The 18,207-nt window shown below is 66.4% G+C and carries 18 protein-coding genes and 1 pseudogene; 6 read left to right on the plus strand and 13 right to left on the minus strand.

Features of this window, described 5'->3' with window-relative positions:
- Positions 1 to 31 precede the first annotated feature (31 nt).
- The 3 genes from E3O42_RS14140 to glgA form a co-directional block, all read right to left on the minus strand.
- Complete coding sequence (locus tag E3O42_RS14140) at positions 32 to 283, minus strand: type B 50S ribosomal protein L31 (RefSeq protein WP_066595443.1); 252 nt, start codon at positions 281 to 283, stop codon at positions 32 to 34.
- A gap of 133 nt (positions 284 to 416) precedes the next feature.
- On the minus strand, positions 417 to 1,199 hold the full coding sequence (locus E3O42_RS14145) for an ABC transporter ATP-binding protein (RefSeq protein ID WP_134454545.1): 783 nt from the start codon (positions 1,197 to 1,199) through the stop codon (positions 417 to 419).
- Between the two features lie 40 nt (positions 1,200 to 1,239).
- Positions 1,240 to 2,421, minus strand: a complete 1,182-nt coding sequence (glgA, locus tag E3O42_RS14150) for a glycogen synthase (RefSeq protein WP_134454546.1) — start codon at positions 2,419 to 2,421, stop codon at positions 1,240 to 1,242.
- Positions 2,422 to 2,502: 81 nt separating this feature from the next.
- On the opposite strand from glgA, the gene E3O42_RS14155 reads away from it, so the two are divergent.
- Entirely contained in the window at positions 2,503 to 3,747 is a 1,245-nt protein-coding gene (locus tag E3O42_RS14155) for a glucose-1-phosphate adenylyltransferase (protein WP_134454547.1), read from the plus strand.
- Positions 3,747 to 4,391, plus strand: coding sequence for a phosphoserine phosphatase SerB (gene serB / locus E3O42_RS14160; protein ID WP_198414149.1), 645 nt, complete (start codon positions 3,747 to 3,749; stop codon positions 4,389 to 4,391). The genes E3O42_RS14155 and serB overlap by 1 nt, the downstream gene beginning before the upstream one ends.
- A gap of 55 nt (positions 4,392 to 4,446) precedes the next feature.
- Here the strand turns inward: serB and fabG are convergent, their stop codons facing one another.
- Positions 4,447 to 5,157: a 3-oxoacyl-ACP reductase FabG gene (gene fabG, locus E3O42_RS14165; protein ID WP_104166238.1), complete on the minus strand. Its 711-nt coding sequence runs from the start codon at positions 5,155 to 5,157 to the stop codon at positions 4,447 to 4,449.
- A 180-nt stretch (positions 5,158 to 5,337) separates the two neighbouring features.
- Between fabG and E3O42_RS18615 the strand changes: the two genes are divergently transcribed.
- Complete coding sequence (locus tag E3O42_RS18615) at positions 5,338 to 5,718, plus strand: DUF3099 domain-containing protein (RefSeq protein ID WP_420897885.1); 381 nt, start codon at positions 5,338 to 5,340, stop codon at positions 5,716 to 5,718.
- On the opposite strand, the pseudogene E3O42_RS18985 reads toward E3O42_RS18615, so the two are convergent.
- A pseudogene (locus tag E3O42_RS18985) lies at positions 5,645 to 5,812 on the minus strand (hypothetical protein); the annotation flags it as partial. The gene E3O42_RS18615 and the pseudogene E3O42_RS18985 sit on opposite strands and share 74 nt — an antisense overlap.
- 144 nt (positions 5,813 to 5,956) lie before the next feature.
- On the opposite strand from E3O42_RS18985, the gene E3O42_RS14185 reads away from it, so the two are divergent.
- The gene (locus E3O42_RS14185) at positions 5,957 to 6,799 is read left to right on the plus strand and encodes an SURF1 family cytochrome oxidase biogenesis protein (protein WP_134454550.1); all 843 of its coding nucleotides are present in this window, start codon (positions 5,957 to 5,959) and stop codon (positions 6,797 to 6,799) included.
- A 30-nt stretch (positions 6,800 to 6,829) separates the two neighbouring features.
- Here the strand turns inward: E3O42_RS14185 and E3O42_RS14190 are convergent, their stop codons facing one another.
- The 7 genes from E3O42_RS14190 to sufB all read right to left on the minus strand — a co-directional run bounded on the left by E3O42_RS14190 (position 6,830) and on the right by sufB (position 13,503).
- Entirely contained in the window at positions 6,830 to 8,428 is a 1,599-nt protein-coding gene (locus tag E3O42_RS14190) for an ABC-F family ATP-binding cassette domain-containing protein (RefSeq protein ID WP_134454551.1), read from the minus strand.
- A gap of 119 nt (positions 8,429 to 8,547) precedes the next feature.
- On the minus strand, positions 8,548 to 9,198 hold the full coding sequence (locus tag E3O42_RS14195) for a TetR/AcrR family transcriptional regulator (RefSeq protein ID WP_134454552.1): 651 nt from the start codon (positions 9,196 to 9,198) through the stop codon (positions 8,548 to 8,550).
- 148 nt (positions 9,199 to 9,346) lie between these two features.
- Complete coding sequence (locus tag E3O42_RS14200) at positions 9,347 to 9,676, minus strand: metal-sulfur cluster assembly factor (RefSeq protein ID WP_104166251.1); 330 nt, start codon at positions 9,674 to 9,676, stop codon at positions 9,347 to 9,349.
- A 4-nt stretch (positions 9,677 to 9,680) separates the two neighbouring features.
- On the minus strand, positions 9,681 to 10,445 hold the full coding sequence (sufC, locus tag E3O42_RS14205) for a Fe-S cluster assembly ATPase SufC (protein ID WP_134454553.1): 765 nt from the start codon (positions 10,443 to 10,445) through the stop codon (positions 9,681 to 9,683).
- Between the two features lie 83 nt (positions 10,446 to 10,528).
- Positions 10,529 to 10,855 carry a non-heme iron oxygenase ferredoxin subunit gene (locus tag E3O42_RS14210; RefSeq protein ID WP_134454554.1) on the minus strand — a complete coding sequence of 109 codons (327 nt, stop codon included), beginning with the start codon at positions 10,853 to 10,855 and terminating at the stop codon, positions 10,529 to 10,531.
- A gap of 2 nt (positions 10,856 to 10,857) precedes the next feature.
- Positions 10,858 to 12,084 (minus strand): Fe-S cluster assembly protein SufD, encoded by a 1,227-nt coding sequence (gene sufD, locus E3O42_RS14215; RefSeq protein WP_134454555.1) that lies wholly within the window; start codon positions 12,082 to 12,084, stop codon positions 10,858 to 10,860.
- The gene (sufB, locus tag E3O42_RS14220) at positions 12,085 to 13,503 is read right to left on the minus strand and encodes a Fe-S cluster assembly protein SufB (protein ID WP_134454556.1); all 1,419 of its coding nucleotides are present in this window, start codon (positions 13,501 to 13,503) and stop codon (positions 12,085 to 12,087) included.
- A gap of 285 nt (positions 13,504 to 13,788) precedes the next feature.
- On the opposite strand from sufB, the gene E3O42_RS14225 reads away from it, so the two are divergent.
- Positions 13,789 to 14,730, plus strand: a complete 942-nt coding sequence (locus tag E3O42_RS14225; protein ID WP_134454557.1) for a COX15/CtaA family protein — start codon at positions 13,789 to 13,791, stop codon at positions 14,728 to 14,730.
- Positions 14,731 to 14,864: 134 nt separating this feature from the next.
- Here E3O42_RS14225 and E3O42_RS14230 read toward each other — a convergent pair whose 3' ends face one another.
- Positions 14,865 to 15,815: a heme o synthase gene (locus E3O42_RS14230; protein WP_134454558.1), complete on the minus strand. Its 951-nt coding sequence runs from the start codon at positions 15,813 to 15,815 to the stop codon at positions 14,865 to 14,867.
- Between the two features lie 262 nt (positions 15,816 to 16,077).
- Between E3O42_RS14230 and tkt the strand changes: the two genes are divergently transcribed.
- Positions 16,078 to 18,171 carry a transketolase gene (tkt, locus tag E3O42_RS14235; protein ID WP_134454559.1) on the plus strand — a complete coding sequence of 698 codons (2,094 nt, stop codon included), beginning with the start codon at positions 16,078 to 16,080 and terminating at the stop codon, positions 18,169 to 18,171.
- Positions 18,172 to 18,207 lie beyond the last annotated feature (36 nt).

Consider the following 18,207-nt stretch of genomic DNA (forward strand, 5'->3'; position numbering starts at 1 on the left):
GGGTCGCCCTTTGAGAGCACTGCGGGGGTGGTTACTTGCCGAAGCCCTTGTAGCGCGAGTTGAACTTCTCCACGCGTCCGGCGGAGTCCATGATGCGCTGCTTGCCCGTGTAGAACGGGTGCGACTCGGAGGAGATTTCCACGTCGATGACCGGGTAGGTGGTGCCGTCTTCCCACTCGATGGTCTTCGAGCTGGAGACCGTCGAACGGGTAAGGAACGTCGCACCCGACGCGAGGTCGCGGAAGACCACGGGAGCGTATGTGGGGTGAATGTCAGACTTCATGGAGACTTCCTTGTTGCGTTTCGATGGGTGAGTTCTGGCTCGCCGGTTGCGGCAGAAAAGTGTATCGGTCACGAGGACCAGCTAGTGAGTTTAGCAGAATCTTGAAGCCCCGAGGGGCCAGACCCCGGATCGGTCAGATTGCGCGGGCCGCGTAGCGCCCGTCGGTCTCGGTCAGCTCGATCGGGAGACCGAATGCCTCAGTGAGGGTATCGGAGGTGAGCGCCTCGGCCAAGGGGCCGGCGCTGACGATCTTGCCGTCGGCGAGAAGCAGCACGTGGGTGAATCCACGCGGGATTTCTTCCACGTGATGGGTGACCATGATGATGGCCGGGGAGTTGGGCTCGCTCGCGTATCCGCTGAGCAGGCGCAGCAGTTCTTCCCTGGCACCGAGGTCGAGGCTGGCGGCCGGCTCGTCGAGAAGCAGGATCTCCGGGTCGGTCATGATGGACCTGGCGATCTGCACACGCTTCTGCTCGCCGTCGCTCAGGGTGCCGAACTTGCGATCGGCGAGGTGATCGAGCTTCCATTCGCCGAGGACGCGCTGGGCGCGGCGCTCGTCGATCTCCTCGTATTCCTCGTTCCAGCGGCCGGTGACCGAGTACGCGGCGGTCATCACAACGTTCAGAACCGTTTCCGCGGCGGGCACCCGGCGGGCCATGGCGGTAGACGCGAAGCCGATCCGCGGACGCAGTTCGAACAGGTCGCTGCCGCCGAGCGGCTCCTCGAGGACCTCGGCCGTTCCCTGTGACGGGTGGATGAGCGCGGCCGCGATCTGGAGCGTGGTGGTCTTGCCGGCACCGTTGGGGCCCAGGATCACCCAGCGCTGATCGCCGTCGACGCTCCAATCCACTGAGTCCAGGATGGTTGTGCCACCCCGGACGACGGAAACTCCGGTGAAGTGAAGAACGTTGACCATACAGCCATGTTATCGGGCGTCGCCGAGGCCCTCGGTCACGCTAGAGCAGCGCGGCGTAAATCTCCCGAGTGCTCGCGGCGATCTGACCCCAACTGAACATTTCCTCAGCCCGCACTCGGCCGGCGCGGCCCATCTGCGCCGCAAGGGCGGGGTCGCTGAGCACCTCGGTGAGGGTCCGGGCCAGATCAGACACGAAGACGTCCGGGTCGGTCGGGGTGCCGGTGCCGTCGCTGAGCTGGTCGATGGGCACCAACCGTCCGGTCACGCCATCCGCCACGACCTCGGGGATGCCGCCGGTCGCGGTGCCGACGACGGGCAGGCCGCAGGCCATGGCCTCGAGGTTGACGATGCCCAGCGGCTCGTACACCGACGGGCAGACGAAGACGGTTCCGGCGGTGAGTATGGCCGACAGCTCGTGCTGGGGAAGCAGCCTGTCGATCCACACCACGCCAGAACGCTCCCGCTGCAACGCCTCGACCAGTTGGGTGACCTCGGCAAGGATGCCGGGCGTGTCAGGGGCGCCGGCACACAGCACGAGCTGCACCTCCGGCGGCAACAGGGCGGCCGCCCGGAGCAGGTAGGGCAGACCCTTCTGGCGGGTGATCCGGCCGACGAACACAACCGACGGCCGGTCGGGATCGATCCCGAGGGCGCGAACGACGTCGTCGTCGGTGGTCGGCTTCCACCGGTCCAGGTCGATGCCGTTGTAGACGACGTGCACACGCGACTCGTCCAGGGCCGGGTAGCTGCGCAGGATGTCGGCGCGCATGCCGCCGCTGACGGCGATCACCGCATCCGCTGCCTCGAAAGCGGTCTTCTCAATCCAGCTCGACACGCGGTAGCCGCCGCCGAGCTGTTCGGCCTTCCATGGTCGCAACGGTTCGAGGCTGTGCGCCGTGACGACGTGGGGCACCCCGTGCAGCAGCCTGGCGATGTGGCCGGCACCGTTCGCGTACCAGGTGTGCGAATGCACGACGTCGGCACCCTGCACGTCCTGGGCCATCTGCAGGTCCACGCCGAGCGTGGTCAGCGTGGCGTTGGCGTCGGCGAGTTCGGCCGGGACGCCGTAGGCGAAGGTGTCGGCCTCGGCCCTCTGCTCACCGAAACACCGAACGGTGACATCAATGTCGGTACGGAGGGCCTTCACCAGCTCGGCGACGTGCACGCCGGCTCCTCCATAGATTTCGGGCGGGTATTCCTTGGTGAGCAGATCAACGCGCATGCAGTAAAACTAGCGCAGGCTGAACGCAGGACACACCCCCGCCCGCTGGTCCCAGCCACAGGATGGCCCTACTCTGAACATATGAAGGCCAAGAAGATTTTCGGAATCGTTCTCGCAGGCGGCGAGGGAAAACGGCTGATGCCGTTGACCGAAGACCGCGCTAAGCCGGCGGTGCCGTTTGGAGGGCATTACCGTCTGATCGACTTCGCGCTGTCGAACCTGATCAACTCCGGTGTGACCCAGGTCGTCGTGCTCACCCAGTACAAGTCGCACAGCCTGGACCGGCACGTGTCGCAGACCTGGCACGTGTCCGGGGGGCTGTTCAACTCGTACATCGCCTCGGTCCCCGCCCAGCAGCGACTCGGCAAGCGCTGGTTCAGCGGCTCGGCCGACGCCATCCTGCAGAGCCTCAACCTCATCCACGATGAGAAGCCCGACATCGTCGTCGTGGTCGGTGCCGACCACGTCTACCGGATGGACTTCAGCCAGATGATCGAGGCGCATATCGCGTCCGGCGCGCAGGCGACCGTCGCCGCCATCCGCCAGCCGATCGGCCTGGCGGACCAGTTCGGCGTCATCGAAGTGGATGCCGCCACCCCCGACCGGATCAAGGACTTCCTGGAGAAGCCCAAGGACGCCGTCGGGCTCGCCGACGCGCCGCACGAGGTCTTCGCCTCGATGGGCAACTACGTCTTCAACGCCGACGCGCTGATCGAGGCCGTGCGCCGCGACGGGGAACGCACCGATTCCAGCCATGACATGGGTGGCGACATCGTCCCGGACTTCGTCTCGCGGGGTGAGGCCGGTGTCTACGACCTGCAGCGCAACGACGTGCCCGGTTCGACCGACCGCGACCGCTACTACTGGCGCGATGTGGGAACCATCGACTCGTTCTTCGAGGCCCACCAGGATCTGATCTCCGCATTGCCGGTGTTCAACCTCTACAACGAGAGCTGGCCGATCTTCAGCCAGCAGCTGAACTCCCCGCCGGCGAAGTTCGTGCGCGACAGCAAGGGCTCCCTGGGTACGGCCATCGACTCCATCGTGTCGCTGGGCTGCGTCATCTCCGGCGCCCACCTCGAACGCAGCGTCGTCGGACCATGGGCCGTCATCGACTCCGGCGCCCACGTTGTGGACTCGATCGTGTTCGACCGGGTGCAGATCCGTCCGGGCGCCGTCGTGCACCGCGCCATCCTCGACAAGGACGTGATCGTTGAGGAGGGCGCCTCAATCGGCGTCGACCGGGACCGCGACCTCGCCCGCGGTTTCAGCGTCACCGAATCCGGGATCACCGTGGTCGGCAAGGGCGTGCACGTCCACCCGTGATCCCTGCAGCCCGATTCCTCGTCGTCCTTGATGCCGATTCGACCCTCATCGAGAACGAAGTCATCGAGCTTCTCGCCGACGCGGCCGGTTCCCTCGCCCTTGTGGCCGAGGTGACCGACCGCGCCATGCGGGGCGAGCTCGATTTTGCCGCGAGCCTGCGGCAGCGGGTGGCGACCCTGGCGGGTCTGTCGACCGAGGTCTTCGCCGAGGTGGGCGCGCTCATCCGCCCCACCGCCGGTGTGCACGCGCTCATCGACGGCTTGCATGCCGGGGGAAGCCGGGTCGGTGTCGTCTCGGGCGGCTTCCACGAACTTCTGGACCCGCTGGCCGCGACGCTGGGCCTCGACCACTGGCGGGCGAACCGCCTCGAGGTGCGGGACGGCCGGTTGACCGGCGGCCTGGTAGGGCCGATCATCGACGCCACAGCCAAGGCGCACGCGCTCACCGAGTGGGCGGCCCTGGACGGCGTCGACCTGTGCGGGACCGTCGCGGTCGGGGACGGCGCCAACGATCTCACCATGATGCGGGTGGCCGGCCTGGGCGTCGCGTTCAACGCCAAGCCTGTGGTGCGGCGATCGGCCGACCTGGTCATCGACACGACCGACCTCAGCCAGGTGCTGCCGCTGCTGGGGCTGCGCGGCTGAACTCGACCGGGGCTCCCCCGGGTCGGGCCAGTCGCGTGAGGCCGGCGGCTGCGGCCTAGTGGCCCATGCCCAGTCCACCGTCGACGGGGATCACGGCGCCGGAGATGTACGATGCGTCGTCGCCGGCGATCCAGCTGACCACCCGGGCGACCTCGCTCGGGGACGCGAAACGACCCGCCGGGATATTGCGCTTGTACTCGGCCTGCTGCGCTTCGGGCAGCGCCGCCGTCATATCGGTCTCGATGAAGCCGGGGGCGACGACGTTCGCGGTGATGCCGCGGGCACCGAGTTCGCGGGTGACGGACCGGGCCAGGCCGACGAGGCCGCTCTTGGACGACGAGTAGTTGACCTGCCCCGCGGAGCCGTACAGGCCCACGACGCTGGAGATCAGCACGATCCGGCCGAACCTCGCCTTGAGCATGCCCTTCGACGCCCGCTTGACCACCCTGAACGCTCCGCTGAGGTTGGTGTCGATGACCGAGGTGAAGTCATCCTCCGACATCCGCATCAGCAGGGTGTCTTTGGTGATTCCGGCGTTGGCGACGACGACCTCCACGGGGCCGTATGCGGCCTCGATCTCGGTGAAGGCGGCGTCGATCGAGGCGTAGTCGGTGACGTCGGCTCGCACGGTGAGGCTCCCGGCCGGGCCTTCGCCGGAGCGCGCGGTGATGGCGACCCTGTGGCCCTTGGCGAGGAATTCCTCGGCGATGGCGTAGCCGATGCCGCGGTTGCCTCCCGTTACCAGAACTGTTCGAGCGGTCGCCATGGCGCGGTCCTTTCAGTGGGAACGCCCACCGAACGGCGGGCACAGATTCATTCAGCTTAGAGCGTCCCGTGAACGGACCCGGGGACCGGGCAGTGGACGTAGTCTTGAATCAACGCGTGGACAGGCGTATTTGGACCCTGGGCGGTTGACATCGTCACCGTCAGTTGAGCGATGGGCATGATGAAGCAGCAGCAGCAGTCGATCACGACGCTCCCTCTGTCGCCGGAGGAGGAGCGGCGGCGCCGCATGATCCGGTATGCCGTGACCATGGGCATCCGCATGGTGTGTATCGTCCTGCTGCTGTTCGTGCAGGGCTGGTGGCTGTTGGTCTGCGCGCTCGGGGCGATCCTGCTTCCGTATTTCGCGGTGGTCGCCGCGAACGTGCACGGCGACCCGCGTTCTCAGACCGTGCTGCGCCCCGGCGCCGTGGCGGTGCTGCCCCGCACAGACATGCCCCGCGCAGACATGCCCCGCGCAGACATGCCCCGCGCAGGCGCAGACCGTCCAGATGACAGCGCTTCATCCGACAGCGCTTCATCCGACAGCAAGGACCCCCGGTGATTGGATTCGGCGCAGCCCCGGAATCGACCGGCTGCTCGCGAGCCGGTTGCCGGGAGTCAGCGCTCTGGCGCCTGGACTGGCGGAATCCGCGCATTCACACCGAGGACCGGGTCAAGACCTGGCTGGCCTGCGACGAGCATGTCGAGTTCCTGCGGGAATTTTTGCTCACCCGCGACTTCCCGCTCCGGGTCAGTCCTCTGACGGTTGACGCGAACGCGCTCGACGAGACGGCACCGGCATGACCGGCTGGCGGTTCTTGCTCTCCAGGCAATGGGCCGGCTACCTGGCGCTCACGATTGTGTTCGCCGTGGTCTGTTCGGGGCTGGGCATGTGGCAGCTCGCCCGGCGAGCGGAGGCGCAGGCCGAGATCAGCCGGGTGGATGCGAACTTCGACGCCGAGGGGATCCCCGTCACCGACGCCCTGCCCACGCTGGAGTCCTTCGAGGAATCCCAGAAATGGTTGCCCGTCGTACTGACCGGAACGTACCTCACCGCGGATGAACTCCTCGTGCGCAACCGGCCGCTGAACATCAACCCGGGCTTCGAGGTGCTCACTCCCCTGCTGCTGACCAATGGTGACGTCTTCATTGTGAACCGCGGCTGGGTGCCCACCGGCGAAAACCAGAACGCGCCGGACGCCGTACCGGCGGCCCCCTCCGGTGAGGTCACCGTGATCGCCCGACTCAAGCAGGGCGAGCCGTCACTGGCCGGGCGTGGCGCCAGTGGAAACCAGGTCGCCACGATCAACCTGACCGAGATCGCCGAGCGCCTCCGCACCGAGACCTACACCGGGGCGTACGGCCTGATGAAGTCGGAGGATCCGGCACCTGCCGACCGGCCGACGGCCGTCACCCGTCCGGTCCGCGACGAAGGCCCGCACCTCTCCTACGCATTCCAGTGGTTCGTCTTCGCCCTGATGGCCTTCATCGGTCTCGGCTGGGCGGCACGGCAGGAGTTTCGCACCATCAACGCCGAAGTCCCCGAGGAGCAGGTCAGGGCCGCGGAACGTGCCCGTCGCCAGGCGGCCAGGCCCCGCAGCGATTCCGACATCGAGGACGAGCTGATCGATCAGCACCCCTAGCATCTTTCGCAGCCGGCCCGGCCAGCGTGATCAGGCCAGCGTGATCAGATCCAGGTAGTCCTTGTTCCAGTGGTCCTCCGTGCCGTCGGGCATGATGAGCACCCGCTCGGGGTTGAGCGCTTCGACAGCGCCCTCATCGTGGCTGACCAGCACCACGGCCCCGGTAAAGTGCGCCAGGGCATCCAGGATCTCTTCACGGCTGGCCGGGTCGAGGTTGTTGGTAGGTTCGTCGAGCAGCAGCACGTTGGCGCCGGAGACCACGATCATGGCCAGGGCCAGGCGGGTCTTCTCTCCGCCGGAAAGGACCCCGGCCGGCTTGTGCGAGTCGTCGCCGGTGAACAGGAATGAGCCGAGCACTCGCCGGGCTTCCATCTCGGTGATGTTCGGCGAGGAGGAGATCATGTTCTGCAGCACGCTGCGCTTCACGTCGATGGTCTCGTGTTCCTGGGCGAAATAGCCGATCCGCAGGCCGTGGCCGGCCACGATTTCGCCGGTGTCAGGCTTGTCCACTCCGGCGAGCATCCGCAGCAGGGTCGTCTTGCCGGCACCGTTGAGGCCCAGGATGACGACTTTGGAGCCACGGTCGATGGCCAGGTCCACGGCCGCGAAGATCTCCAGCGAGCCGTAGCTCTTGGACAAGTCGGTGGCCATCAGCGGGGTGCGACCGCACGGGGCGGGCTCGGGGAAACGCAGCTTGGCGACCCTGTCGACGGCGCGCACTGCGTCGAGGCCGGAGAGCAGCTTCTCGGCGCGGGCGACCATCTGGTGCGCGGCGGCGGCCTTGCTGGCCTTGGCGCCGAACTTTGCGGCCTGCAGCTGCAGGGTCGACGCCTTCTTTTCGGCGTTGGCGCGTTCCTTCTTACGGCGGTCGGCGTCGGCGACGCGCTGGCGCTGGTAGTTCTTCCAGTTCATGTTGTAGATGTCGATGACCATGCGGTTGGCATCGAGGTAGAACACGCGGTTGACGGTGTCGCCGACGAGTTCGATGTCGTGACTGATGATGATGCAGCCACCGCGGTAGTTCTTCACGAACTCGCGGAGCCACACGACTGAATCGGCGTCGAGGTGGTTGGTGGGCTCATCGAGGATCATTGTCTCGGCGGCGGAGAACAGGATGCGGGCCAGCTCGATACGGCGGCGCTGGCCACCGGAGAGGGTGCGCAGCGGCTGGTCGAGGATCCGGTCGGGCAGATTCAGGTTGCTGGCGATCGACGCCGCTTCGGCCTCGGCCGCGTAGCCGCCGAGCGCGTTGAACTCGTCGGTGAGGGTGCCGTAGCGCTTCATCGCCCGTTCGCTGGTTTTGCTGTCGGTGCTGCCCATCTCGATGCCGGCCTGGGTGAGGCCCAGCGAGATGGTGCCGAGGCCGCGGGCATCGAGGATGCGGGTGCGGGCCAACATGTCGGGGTCGCCGGAGCGGGGGTCCTGCGGCAGGTAGCCGATTTCACCCGATCGCTCGATCTTGCCCTTGGTCGGCATGGTCTCCCCCGCCAGGGTCTTGGTCAGAGTGGTCTTGCCTGCGCCGTTCCGGCCGACCAGGCCGATCTTGTCGCCGGCGGATACCCGGAAGTTCACGTCCTCCATGAGCACGCGCGCCCCAACTCGGATTTCGAGATCTTGCACACTGAGCACAGCAATAGTCCATTCGAGGGAGTCGTGGGAGGTCGGCCTAACCTGGCCAATTCACCAGTATATTTGCTCGCGCGCGGTTTCGGAGCCGAAGTGCCGGAACAGACCCTGCCGGCGCGAGTTTACCGGGCCGGCAACCGGCCGGTCGGCAGCACTCCGGGCAGTGCGGAACGCAGCCAGGCCGTGTAGGTTTCCCTCGACCAGCCGAGCCCGACCACCAGGGTGTGAAACACCTGGGGGTGGCCGAGAGCCCAGATTGACGTGGCCGCTTCGTGGTCGCTCAGCCCGGACCGCAGGCCCAGCTGCCCACGGAGGGCGCCGACAGCCTCGGCGTACGCGTGCAGGCTGCGGGCGGCCATGGTGACTTCGAGCTCCCGGATCTCCGGGTCGGTTCCGGCGGCTTCGTTTACCACGCGGTGCAGGGGTGCAGTGCGCTCGTTGTCGGCGGTGATCCAGGTCGCCAGGCCGCTGACGGCCGCGGCCGGTGTGGCGGACCCGCTAATGCCGGAGGCGAGCTCGGCCACGGAGAGCCCGGTGGCCCGCGATGCGGTGTTGGCGGCGGCGAGCACCGCGGCGAGCACGTCCACCTTCGAGCCGATGGTGTTGTAGATGGTCTGGACGGCAACGCCGCCTCGCTCGGCGATGGCGCCTATCGACGTGCCCACATAGCCGTGCTCCCGCATCAGCTCCGCCGCGGCCTCGACGATGTCCCTCCGGGTGCCCGCCGTCTGCCTGTCTCGCCGGATCTGGCTGCGTGTGCGGGTGCTGTCCATCTGGATAGAATACCCCTCCAGCGATTGGCATACTGTTCCACATGCCCGGAATTGCACGGTAGCGCTGGTTAAAAGCGAACCGCGCCGGGAAACGGATGCGAGGGCATCCGTCCCGGCGCGGGGCAGGTGATGCAGGTGCTGGTGACGGTCAGATCGCGAAGCCCAGGGCTCGCATCATGTCGCGGCCGTCGTCGGTGATCTTCTCCGGACCCCACGGCGGCATCCACACCCAGTTGATGCGGAACTGGTCGACGACGCCGTCCAGCGCCTCAGCGGTCTGTTCCTCGAGCACATCGGTGAGCGGGCAGCCGGCCGAGGTGAGCGTCATGTGGATGATGAGCGCATCGTTCTCGTCGTCCCAACCGAGGTCGTAAATGAGACCAAGGTCCACGACGTTGATGCCGAGTTCCGGGTCCATGACGTCCTTGAGCGCCTCTTCGATTTCGTCGAAGCGTGCCGGGGTGAGTGTCGAAACCATGGCTCTAGCCTACGGGCGTCTCGGCGAGGAAGCGATCGTAGCCTTCGTCTTCCAGGCGGTCGGCGAGCTCGGGGCCACCCTGCTCCGCGATGCGTCCGTCGACGAAGACGTGCACGAAGTCGGGCTTGATGTAGCGCAGGATCCGCGTGTAGTGCGTGATCAGGAGCAGGCCGAGGCCGGTGTTCTCCTTGGCACGGTTCACACCCTCCGACACGATCTTCAGGGCGTCGACGTCGAGGCCGGAGTCGGTCTCGTCGAGGACGGCGAACCTGGGCTTGAGCAGTTCGAGCTGCAGGATCTCGTTGCGCTTCTTCTCGCCGCCGGAGAAACCCTCGTTGACGTTGCGCTCGGCGAAGCTCTTGTCCATGCGCAGCTTGGCCATCGACTCGCGGACATCCTTGATCCAGGTGCGGATCGCCGGTGCTTCGCCATCGATGGCGGTCTTGGCCGTGCGGAGGAAGTTGGTGACGGTGACGCCCGGGATCTCGACGGGGTACTGCATGGCCAGGAAGAGGCCCGCGCGGGCGCGTTCGTCGACCGTCATGGTGAGCACCTCTGCACCGTCGAGAAGGATCGAACCGCTGTCGACGTGGTACTTCGGGTGGCCGGCGATCGTGTAGGCGAGGGTGGACTTGCCGGAACCGTTCGGCCCCATGATCGCGTGGATCTCGCCCTCGTTGATGGTGAGGTCGACGCCGCGCAGGATCTGCTTGGTGCCCTGGTCGGTCTCGACGCTGACGTGCAGGTCTTTGATCTCAAGAACAGACATTTTTCAGTATCTCTTTCGTTGTCCGCGTGGTACGGGCTTCAGTGTGTGGGCCGGATGCGGCGCGCGCATCACGGCGGTGCGCATCAGGCGGGGATGGTGACCAGAGGATCGATGAACACGTCGCCGTCGATCAGGTCGACCTGGTAGACGGGAACGGGCTCGTAGGCCGGAAGCGTCAGCGGACGGCCGGTCCTGAGGGAGAACTTGGAGCCGTGCGCCCAGCATTCCAGCGTGTCGCCCTCGACGAAACCCTCGGACAGCGAGATGTCGCCGTGAGTGCAGGTGTCGCCGATGGCGAAAACGGCGCCATGGGAGTCGCGGACCACAGCGATGTTCACTCCCCCGATCTCGACCTTGATGGCCTCGTTGGGTTCGAGCTCGTCGAGCGCACAAATCTTGGTGGACGCCATGTTCAGTTGCCTTCTGTTCCGCGGAGCTCGTCTTCGATGGCGCCCTGCAGGCGCTCCTCGAGCGGCTTCGATCCAATGTGCTGCACGATTTCGCTGAGGAAGCCGCGTACAACGAGGCGTCGTGCCTCGATTTCGCCGATGCCGCGGGACTGCAGGTAGAACAGCTGCTCGTCGTCGAAGCGACCCGTCGCGCTGGCGTGACCGGCACCGAGGATGTCCCCGGTCTCGATCTCCAGGTTCGGGATGGAGTCTGCCCTCGTGCCCTCGGTGAGGACCAGGTTGCGGTTCTGCTCGTAGCTGTCGGTGCCCGGCGCGCTGCGGCCGATCAGTACGTCGCCGATCCACACGGTGCGGGCGCCCGCACCCTGCAGCGCGCCCTTGTAGGTGACCCGGCTGCGGCTGTTCGGCGCGTCGTGGTTCACGTACACCTGCTGCTCCAGGTGCTGACCGGCGTCGGCGAAGTACAGCCCGAACAGTTCGGTGTCGCTGCCTTGGCCGGCCAGGTGGACCGACGGGTTGACCCGCACGATGCCGCCGCCGAGGGAGACGACAACGTGCTTGAGGCGGGCGTCGCGACCGATGGTGGCGAAGTGGTTGGCCAGCTGTACGGCGTCTGCGTTCCACTCCTGCACAGTGACGACCGTGAGGTTGGCGGATTCGCCCACGATGATCTCGATGTTCTCGGAGAGGCGGGCGTCGCCGGTGTTCTGCAGGATGACGACGGCCTGGCTGAACGGCCGGGCCTCGATGATGGTGTGCGCGGCGCGGGGCGCAGAGCCGAGGTTCGCCCGGGTGAGGGTGATCTCCTTGGCTTCTTCGCCGCCGACGGTGATGGCCAGGGCGGTCTCGAAGCTGCTCCAGGCGTTGGCTGCGGCGCGCTCCTCGGGCGCGCCGGCGGTGCCGATGCGGGCATCCGTGCGGTCGACCCAGGAGACGTCGACGTCGGCGTGCGGAGTCGCGTCGATGTCATAGGCCGAGCCGTCGAGCACACCACCGGTGAGGTCGGTGAACTTGGCGACGGGTGAGAGCTTCCACACCGCTTCCCGGCCGGTGACGGCCGGGAAGTCGGCGACGTCGAAGCTCTTGAACCGTGCAGACCGGGTCTGCACGGGGACGAAGCCGAAGCGTCCGTCCGAGTGCTCCTTGATGCCGTGCTGTTCCGCGGTGGGCAGAGCCTCCGACGAGGTGGGTGAGGACGTGGGGGCTGTTGAAGTCGAGGCGGCGGACATTTAGCCGACGGATCCTTCCATGCCCATTTCAATGAGCTTGTTGAGTTCGAGGGCGTACTCCATCGGGAGCTCCCTGGCGATCGGTTCTATGAAGCCGCGCACGATCATGGCCATCGCTTCGTCTTCGGGCATGCCGCGGCTCATCAGGTAGAAGAGCTGCTCTTCGCTGACCCGCGACACCGTGGCCTCGTGGCCGAGCTGAACGTCGTCGACCCGGATGTCGATGGCCGGGTAGGTGTCCGAGCGCGACTGCGTGTCGACCAGCAGGGCGTCGCAGCGCACGGTGTTCGCTGAGTGGTGCGCGGTGGCATCCACCCTCACCTCGCCGCGGTAGCCGGCGCGGCCGCCGCCGCGGGCGATCGACTTGGAGACGATCGATGACTGGGTGTACGGGGCCATGTGGATCATCTTGGCGCCGGCATCCTGGTGCTGGCCGGGGCCGGCGAAAGCGACGGACAGGGTCTCGCCCTTGGCGTGCTCGCCCATCAGGTAGATCGACGGGTACTTCATGGTGACCTTGGAACCGATGTTGCCGTCGATCCACTCCATGGTGGCGCCCTCGGCGGCCGTGGCGCGCTTGGTGACGAGGTTGTAGACGTTGTTGGACCAGTTCTGGATCGTCGTGTAGCGAACGCGGGCGTTCTTCTTCACGATGATCTCCACCACGGCGGAGTGCAACGAGTCCGACTTGTAGATCGGTGCAGTGCAGCCTTCGATGTAGTGCACGTAGCTGCCCTCATCGGCGATGATCAGCGTGCGCTCGAACTGGCCCATGTTTTCGGTGTTGATCCGGAAGTAGGCCTGCAGCGGGATCTCGACGTGCACGCCCGGCGGCACGTAGACGAAGGAGCCACCGGACCAGACGGAGGTGTTCAGTGCGGCGAACTTGTTGTCACCGGACGGGATGACGCTGCCGAAGTACTCCTCGAAGAACTCCGGGTGTTCCTTGAGCGCGGTGTCGGTGTCCATGAAGATGACGCCCTGCGCTTCGAGTTCCTCGTTGATCTGGTGGTAGACCACCTCCGACTCGTACTGGGCGGCGACGCCGGAGACCAGGCGCATGCGCTCCGCTTCGGGGATGCCGAGCTTCTCGTAGGTGTTCTTGATGTCGTCGGGCAGGTCTTCCCAGGTCTGGGCTTGCTTCTCGGTCGACCGCACGAAGTACTTGATGTTGTCGAAGTCGATCTCGGAGAGGTCTGCTCCCCAGGTCGGCATGGGCTTGCGCTCGAAGAGCGCCAGGGCCTTCAGCCGGCGTTCGAGCATCCAGGCCGGTTCCTGCTTCAGGTTCGAGATGTCGGTGACAACCTCGGGCGAGATTCCGCGACGCGCGGAGGCACCGGCGGCGTCGGAGTCGGACCAGCCGAATTCGTAAACCCCCAGCCCTTCAAGCTCGGGGCGGTGCAGCAATACGTCAGACATCTTTACCTCTTCTCCTACCCACATCAACCCGGATATCAGTCCGGTCATTCCCGAACCGGGTGCGGCGGCCGACCGTTTGGTCGGACGTGCAGGCCGGTGCGCGCGTGCGTTGTGTGGATGGCTACGTTGCGTACCTAAGATGAACAGGGCCCGTCGTGTCGCGTTGTACGAGTGATCATCGCGTACACGGAGCCCGTGAAACACTTAATTCTACAGGCTAGTGATCGTATTGATAGTGCGACCCGGCGTATTCACATACGCGCGCACCAGCAGGGAGCAGAACCCGTGAACCGGATTATCCAGTGGTTGCCCACCCAAGTGGACCGTCGCCTGAGGGTCCTCGGCTGGGTCTACCTCGCCGCGCAGATCTTCCTGGTCGGCACCGGAGGCCTCGTCAGGCTCACCAGTTCCGGCCTGGGCTGCCCCACCTGGCCCAGGTGCACCGCGGACTCGATCGTGAACACGCCGGAGATGGGCATCCACGGCGTGATCGAGTTCGGCAACCGCCTTCTCGGCGTTGTGCTCGGCCTCGTGGCCATCGCCGCGTTCGTTGCCGTGCTGCGGATGCGTCGCAGCCGCCCCGACCTGTTCACGCTGACCCTGCTGGCCGGTCTGGGCATCCCCGCCCAGGCCGTGATCGGCGGCATCAGCGTGCTGACCCAGTTGAACCCCTATGTCGTCGGCCTGCACTTCGTCATCTCGGTCGGCCTGGTCGGGCTCTGCACCGCCTTCGTCTACGGGCTGTACACGACGCCGGGTCCACGGGTGCGCGTCGTTCCGCTCTGGTTCCTTATCGTCACCCACCTCACCAGTTTCGCCGTGGCCATCACCATCGTGGTTGGCATCCTCACGACGGGTTCTGGCCCGCACGCCGGGGATGCGGATGCGCCCCGCAACGGTCTGGACTCCGAGTTACTGCAGCACGTGCACAGCTGGCCGGCCTACCTGACCGTCGCGTTGACCCTGGTGCTCCTTGTCGGCGCCGTCGTCCTCCGCCTGCCGCTGCGACGCTGGGTACTCCTGCTGCTCGCCGTCGAGGTGGCCCAAACGGCCGTGGGGCTTATCCAGGCGAACCTGGGCCTGCCCGCCATTCTTGTGGGCATCCACATGGTGCTGGCCTGCGTGCTCGCTTCCGCGATGACCGCGGTCATCCTGAACCTCAAGCAGCCCGTCCCGCTGACGGATCACCGGCCATCGGATGACCGCACGGACGCCCGAGCGCTCTAGCCCCGGTCCCCGTCCCAGGCTCAACGCCGCACCTGGTGTGGCGCGTCGCGCCCGCACGAGCGGGCGCGGAAAGCCATGCGGGGCGCAGCGAGCCGGACGATCAGCACAACGCTCCCGCGCGATCGAGACTCCGGCTAGAAGGGCAGCAGCGGGTCGACGCCCACGGCGACGAAGACCAGGGTGAGATAGGCGATCGAACCATGGAACACCCGCATCGGCGACACGTGCTCGTGGCGGATGGCGAGGCTGTAGAGGCGGTGGGTCTCATAGATGAACCAGGCGCCGGAGCCGACTGCAACCAGTGTGTAGACCAGGCCCATGTCGGCGATGGGCACCAGCAGCAGCGAACACGCCACGGTCGCCCAGGCGTACAGGATGACCTGCAGGCCGACCTGCGCGCGTCCGCGAACCACGGACAGCATGGGCACCCCGGCGGCCTGGTAGTCGTCGCGGTACTTCATCGACAGCGGCCAGTAGTGCGGCGGCGTCCAGAGGAAGATGATCATGAACAGGATGAACGGCGGCCAGGACAGGTCACCGGTCACGGCGGCCCAGCCGATCAACACGGGCATGCAGCCGGCGACACCGCCCCAGACGATGTTCTGCGCGGTGCGGCGCTTGAGGATCATCGTGTAGAACACGACATAGAGCAGGATGGCGCCCAGCGACAGCGCGGCGGCGACCCAGTTGGTGAACAGGGCCAGCCAGGCGATCGAGATGCCGCCGAGAACCCAGGCGAACACCAGCGCCTGCCGGTCGGTGAGTTCACCGGTGACCAGCGGCCGACCCTGGGTGCGGTTCATCAGGCGGTCGATGTCACGGTCGAGGAAGCAGTTGAACGCACCGGCAGAGCCTGCGCTGAGCGCACCACCGATGAGCGTGGCGAGCACCAGCCACAGGTCAGGGATGCCCCCGGTTGCCAGGATCATCGTCGGCGCGGTAACAACGAGTAACAGTTCGACCACACGCGGCTTGGTCAACGACACATAGGCCAGGACGGTCCGTTTGAGGCGTGCAGCACGGTCCTCGGTCCCCCGTCCACGAGGCTCCGGGGCCGTGTCGATTGTTTCTCGTGCGCTTCGCATATTGCCTCGATTCTAGATCATTCCTGCACCTCTCACTCCCGGCTGGCCAGTGCGATAGCGGCGCAATATTGGCGAAACAACGCCGCGAAGCCGGGGTCCGTATACTGGAATTGCTCGCCAATCTAGGTGCATGCATCCTTGAGCGCCTGACATGGGCCCTCTGCTGCGCACCTGATGCCGATAACGATGTCGGCGGGCAAACCTCTCCAGCGGCGCGGGAACCTGCGTGCCGCCATTTCGCAATTCAGAAGGGTCAGTTCACGTGGCAGCATTGCAGTGGGATTCCATCGACAACAGGGCAGTTGACACCGCCCGCATCCTCGCGGCAGATGCCGTGGAAAAGGTCGGGAACGGCCACCCGGGTACCGCCATGAGCCTTGCTCCGGCGGCGTACCTGCTGTTCCAGAAGGTGATGCGTCGCGATCCCGCTGACAACGAGTGGATCGGCCGTGACCGGTTCGTCCTCTCGGTCGGCCACAGCTCACTCACCCAGTACGTGCAGTTGTATCTCGGCGGCTACGGCCTCGAGCTGGACGACCTCAAGGCCCTGCGCACCTGGGGTTCCAAGACCCCCGGCCACCCCGAATACGGCCACACCGACGGCGTCGAGATCACCACGGGCCCGCTCGGGCAGGGCCTCGCCTCCGCCGTGGGCTTCGCCTACGCCTCGCGTTTCGAGCGCGGCCTGTTCGACCCCGAAGCCGCGGTCGGCACCAGCCCGTTCGACCAGTTCGTCTACGTCATCGCCGGCGACGGCGACCTGCAGGAGGGCATCACCTCCGAGGCGTCCTCGCTCGCCGGGCACCAGCAGCTCGGTAACCTCATTGCGATCTACGACTCCAATCAGATCTCGATCGAGGACGACACCAACATCGCCTTCACCGAGGATGTCGCGGCCCGCTACGACGCGTACCACTGGCACGTGCAGACGGTGGACTGGAAGAAGACCGGCGAGTACGTCGAGGACGTCGCCGCCCTCAACGACGCCATCGAAGCGGCCAAGGCGGTCACCGACAAGCCGTCGCTGATCATCCTCAAGACCATCATCGGCTGGCCGAGCCCGAAGAAGCAGAACACCGGAAAGATCCACGGCTCCGCCCTCGGCGCCGAGGAACTCGCCGGCGTGAAGGAGATCCTCGGCTTCGACCCTGAGAAGTCCTTCGAGGTGTCCGACGAGGTCATCACCCATACCCGCAAGGCCCTCGACCGTGGTGCGGAGCAGCACGCAGAGTGGACCGTGCGCTTCGACGCGTGGGCCGCCGCGAACCCGGAGCGCAAGATCCTGCTTGACCGCGTCCTCTCCGGCGACCTGCCCGACGGCGTCGAGGCGGCACTGCCCGTCTTCGAGGCCGGCACCGAGGTCTCCACCCGCGCGTCGTCCGGCAAGGTGCTCAACGCGCTCGGCCCGGTCATCCCCGAGCTGTGGGGCGGCTCCGCCGACCTCGCAGAGTCGAACAACACCACCATCAGCAACTCCGCCTCCTTCATTCCCAGCGAGCACTCCACGGGTGAATGGACCGGAAACCCGTACGGCCGCGTCCTGCACTTCGGCATCCGCGAGCACGCGATGGCCGCGATCCTCAACGGCATCGTGCTGCACGGCAACACCCGCCCGTTCGGTGGCACGTTCCTGATCTTCAGCGACTACATGCGCCCCGCCGTGCGTCTGGCCGCGCTCATGAAGGCGCCGTCGATCTTCGTCTGGACCCACGACTCCGTCGCCCTCGGCGAGGACGGCCCCACCCACCAGCCGATCGAGCAGCTCGCGTCGCTGCGCGCCATCCCCGGACTCGACGTGGTGCGCCCCGGCGACGCCAACGAGGTGTCCTGGGCCTGGAAGACGATCCTTGAGCGTCGCAACGGCCCGGCCGGCATCGTGCTGACCCGCCAGAACATCCCGGTGTTCGAGCGCGGAGACGGCGACGCGACCGGCGAGACCTTCGCCTCGGCCAAGAACGTCGCCAAGGGCGCCTACGTTCTCGCCGAAGCACCGAACGGCACCCCGGACGTCATCCTGATCGCCACCGGCTCCGAGGTGCAGCTCGCCGTGGCCGCCCGCGAGGCGCTGAAGACGGATGGCGTCAACGCCCGCGTCGTCTCCGTGCCGAGCCTGGAATGGTTCGAGGAGCAGTCCGCCGAGTACCGCGAATCCGTTCTGCCCAAGGCGATCACCGCCCGGGTATCGGTTGAGGCCGGAATCGCGTTGACCTGGAACAAGTACGTGGGCGACCGCGGCCGCAGCGTCTCGATCGAGCACTTCGGTGCCTCGGCCGACTACAAGACCCTGTTCCGCGAATTCGGCATCACGACCGAAGCCGTCGTCGCCGCAGCCAAAGAATCCCTCGCCGCGCTCTGAGCGCGACACCCACCAGCGCAGCATTCAAGGAGATTT

Origin of the sequence: Cryobacterium adonitolivorans (genome assembly GCF_004402695.1) — a bacterium.
GTDB lineage: Bacteria > Actinomycetota > Actinomycetes > Actinomycetales > Microbacteriaceae > Cryobacterium > Cryobacterium adonitolivorans.

Bases quoted from the DNA above. Each gene is read 5' to 3' on its own strand.
- E3O42_RS14155 (WP_134454547.1), top strand. From the start codon at position 2,503: ATGAAGGCCAAGAAGATTTTCGGAATCGTTCTCGCAGGCGGCGAGGGA.
- E3O42_RS14145 (WP_134454545.1), bottom strand. From the start codon at position 1,199: ATGGTCAACGTTCTTCACTTCACCGGAGTTTCCGTCGTCCGGGGTGGC.
- E3O42_RS14200 (WP_104166251.1), bottom strand. From the start codon at position 9,676: ATGGTTTCGACACTCACCCCGGCACGCTTCGACGAAATCGAAGAGGCG.
- fabG (WP_104166238.1), bottom strand. From the start codon at position 5,157: ATGGCGACCGCTCGAACAGTTCTGGTAACGGGAGGCAACCGCGGCATC.
- sufD (WP_134454555.1), bottom strand. From the start codon at position 12,084: ATGTCCGCCGCCTCGACTTCAACAGCCCCCACGTCCTCACCCACCTCG.
- E3O42_RS18615 (WP_420897885.1), top strand. From the start codon at position 5,338: ATGAAGCAGCAGCAGCAGTCGATCACGACGCTCCCTCTGTCGCCGGAG.
- glgA (WP_134454546.1), bottom strand. From the start codon at position 2,421: ATGCGCGTTGATCTGCTCACCAAGGAATACCCGCCCGAAATCTATGGA.
- E3O42_RS14230 (WP_134454558.1), bottom strand. From the start codon at position 15,815: ATGCGAAGCGCACGAGAAACAATCGACACGGCCCCGGAGCCTCGTGGA.
- sufB (WP_134454556.1), bottom strand. From the start codon at position 13,503: ATGTCTGACGTATTGCTGCACCGCCCCGAGCTTGAAGGGCTGGGGGTT.
- sufC (WP_134454553.1), bottom strand. From the start codon at position 10,445: ATGTCTGTTCTTGAGATCAAAGACCTGCACGTCAGCGTCGAGACCGAC.
- E3O42_RS14140 (WP_066595443.1), bottom strand. From the start codon at position 283: ATGAAGTCTGACATTCACCCCACATACGCTCCCGTGGTCTTCCGCGAC.
- E3O42_RS14210 (WP_134454554.1), bottom strand. From the start codon at position 10,855: ATGGCGTCCACCAAGATTTGTGCGCTCGACGAGCTCGAACCCAACGAG.
- E3O42_RS14185 (WP_134454550.1), top strand. From the start codon at position 5,957: ATGACCGGCTGGCGGTTCTTGCTCTCCAGGCAATGGGCCGGCTACCTG.
- E3O42_RS14195 (WP_134454552.1), bottom strand. From the start codon at position 9,198: ATGGACAGCACCCGCACACGCAGCCAGATCCGGCGAGACAGGCAGACG.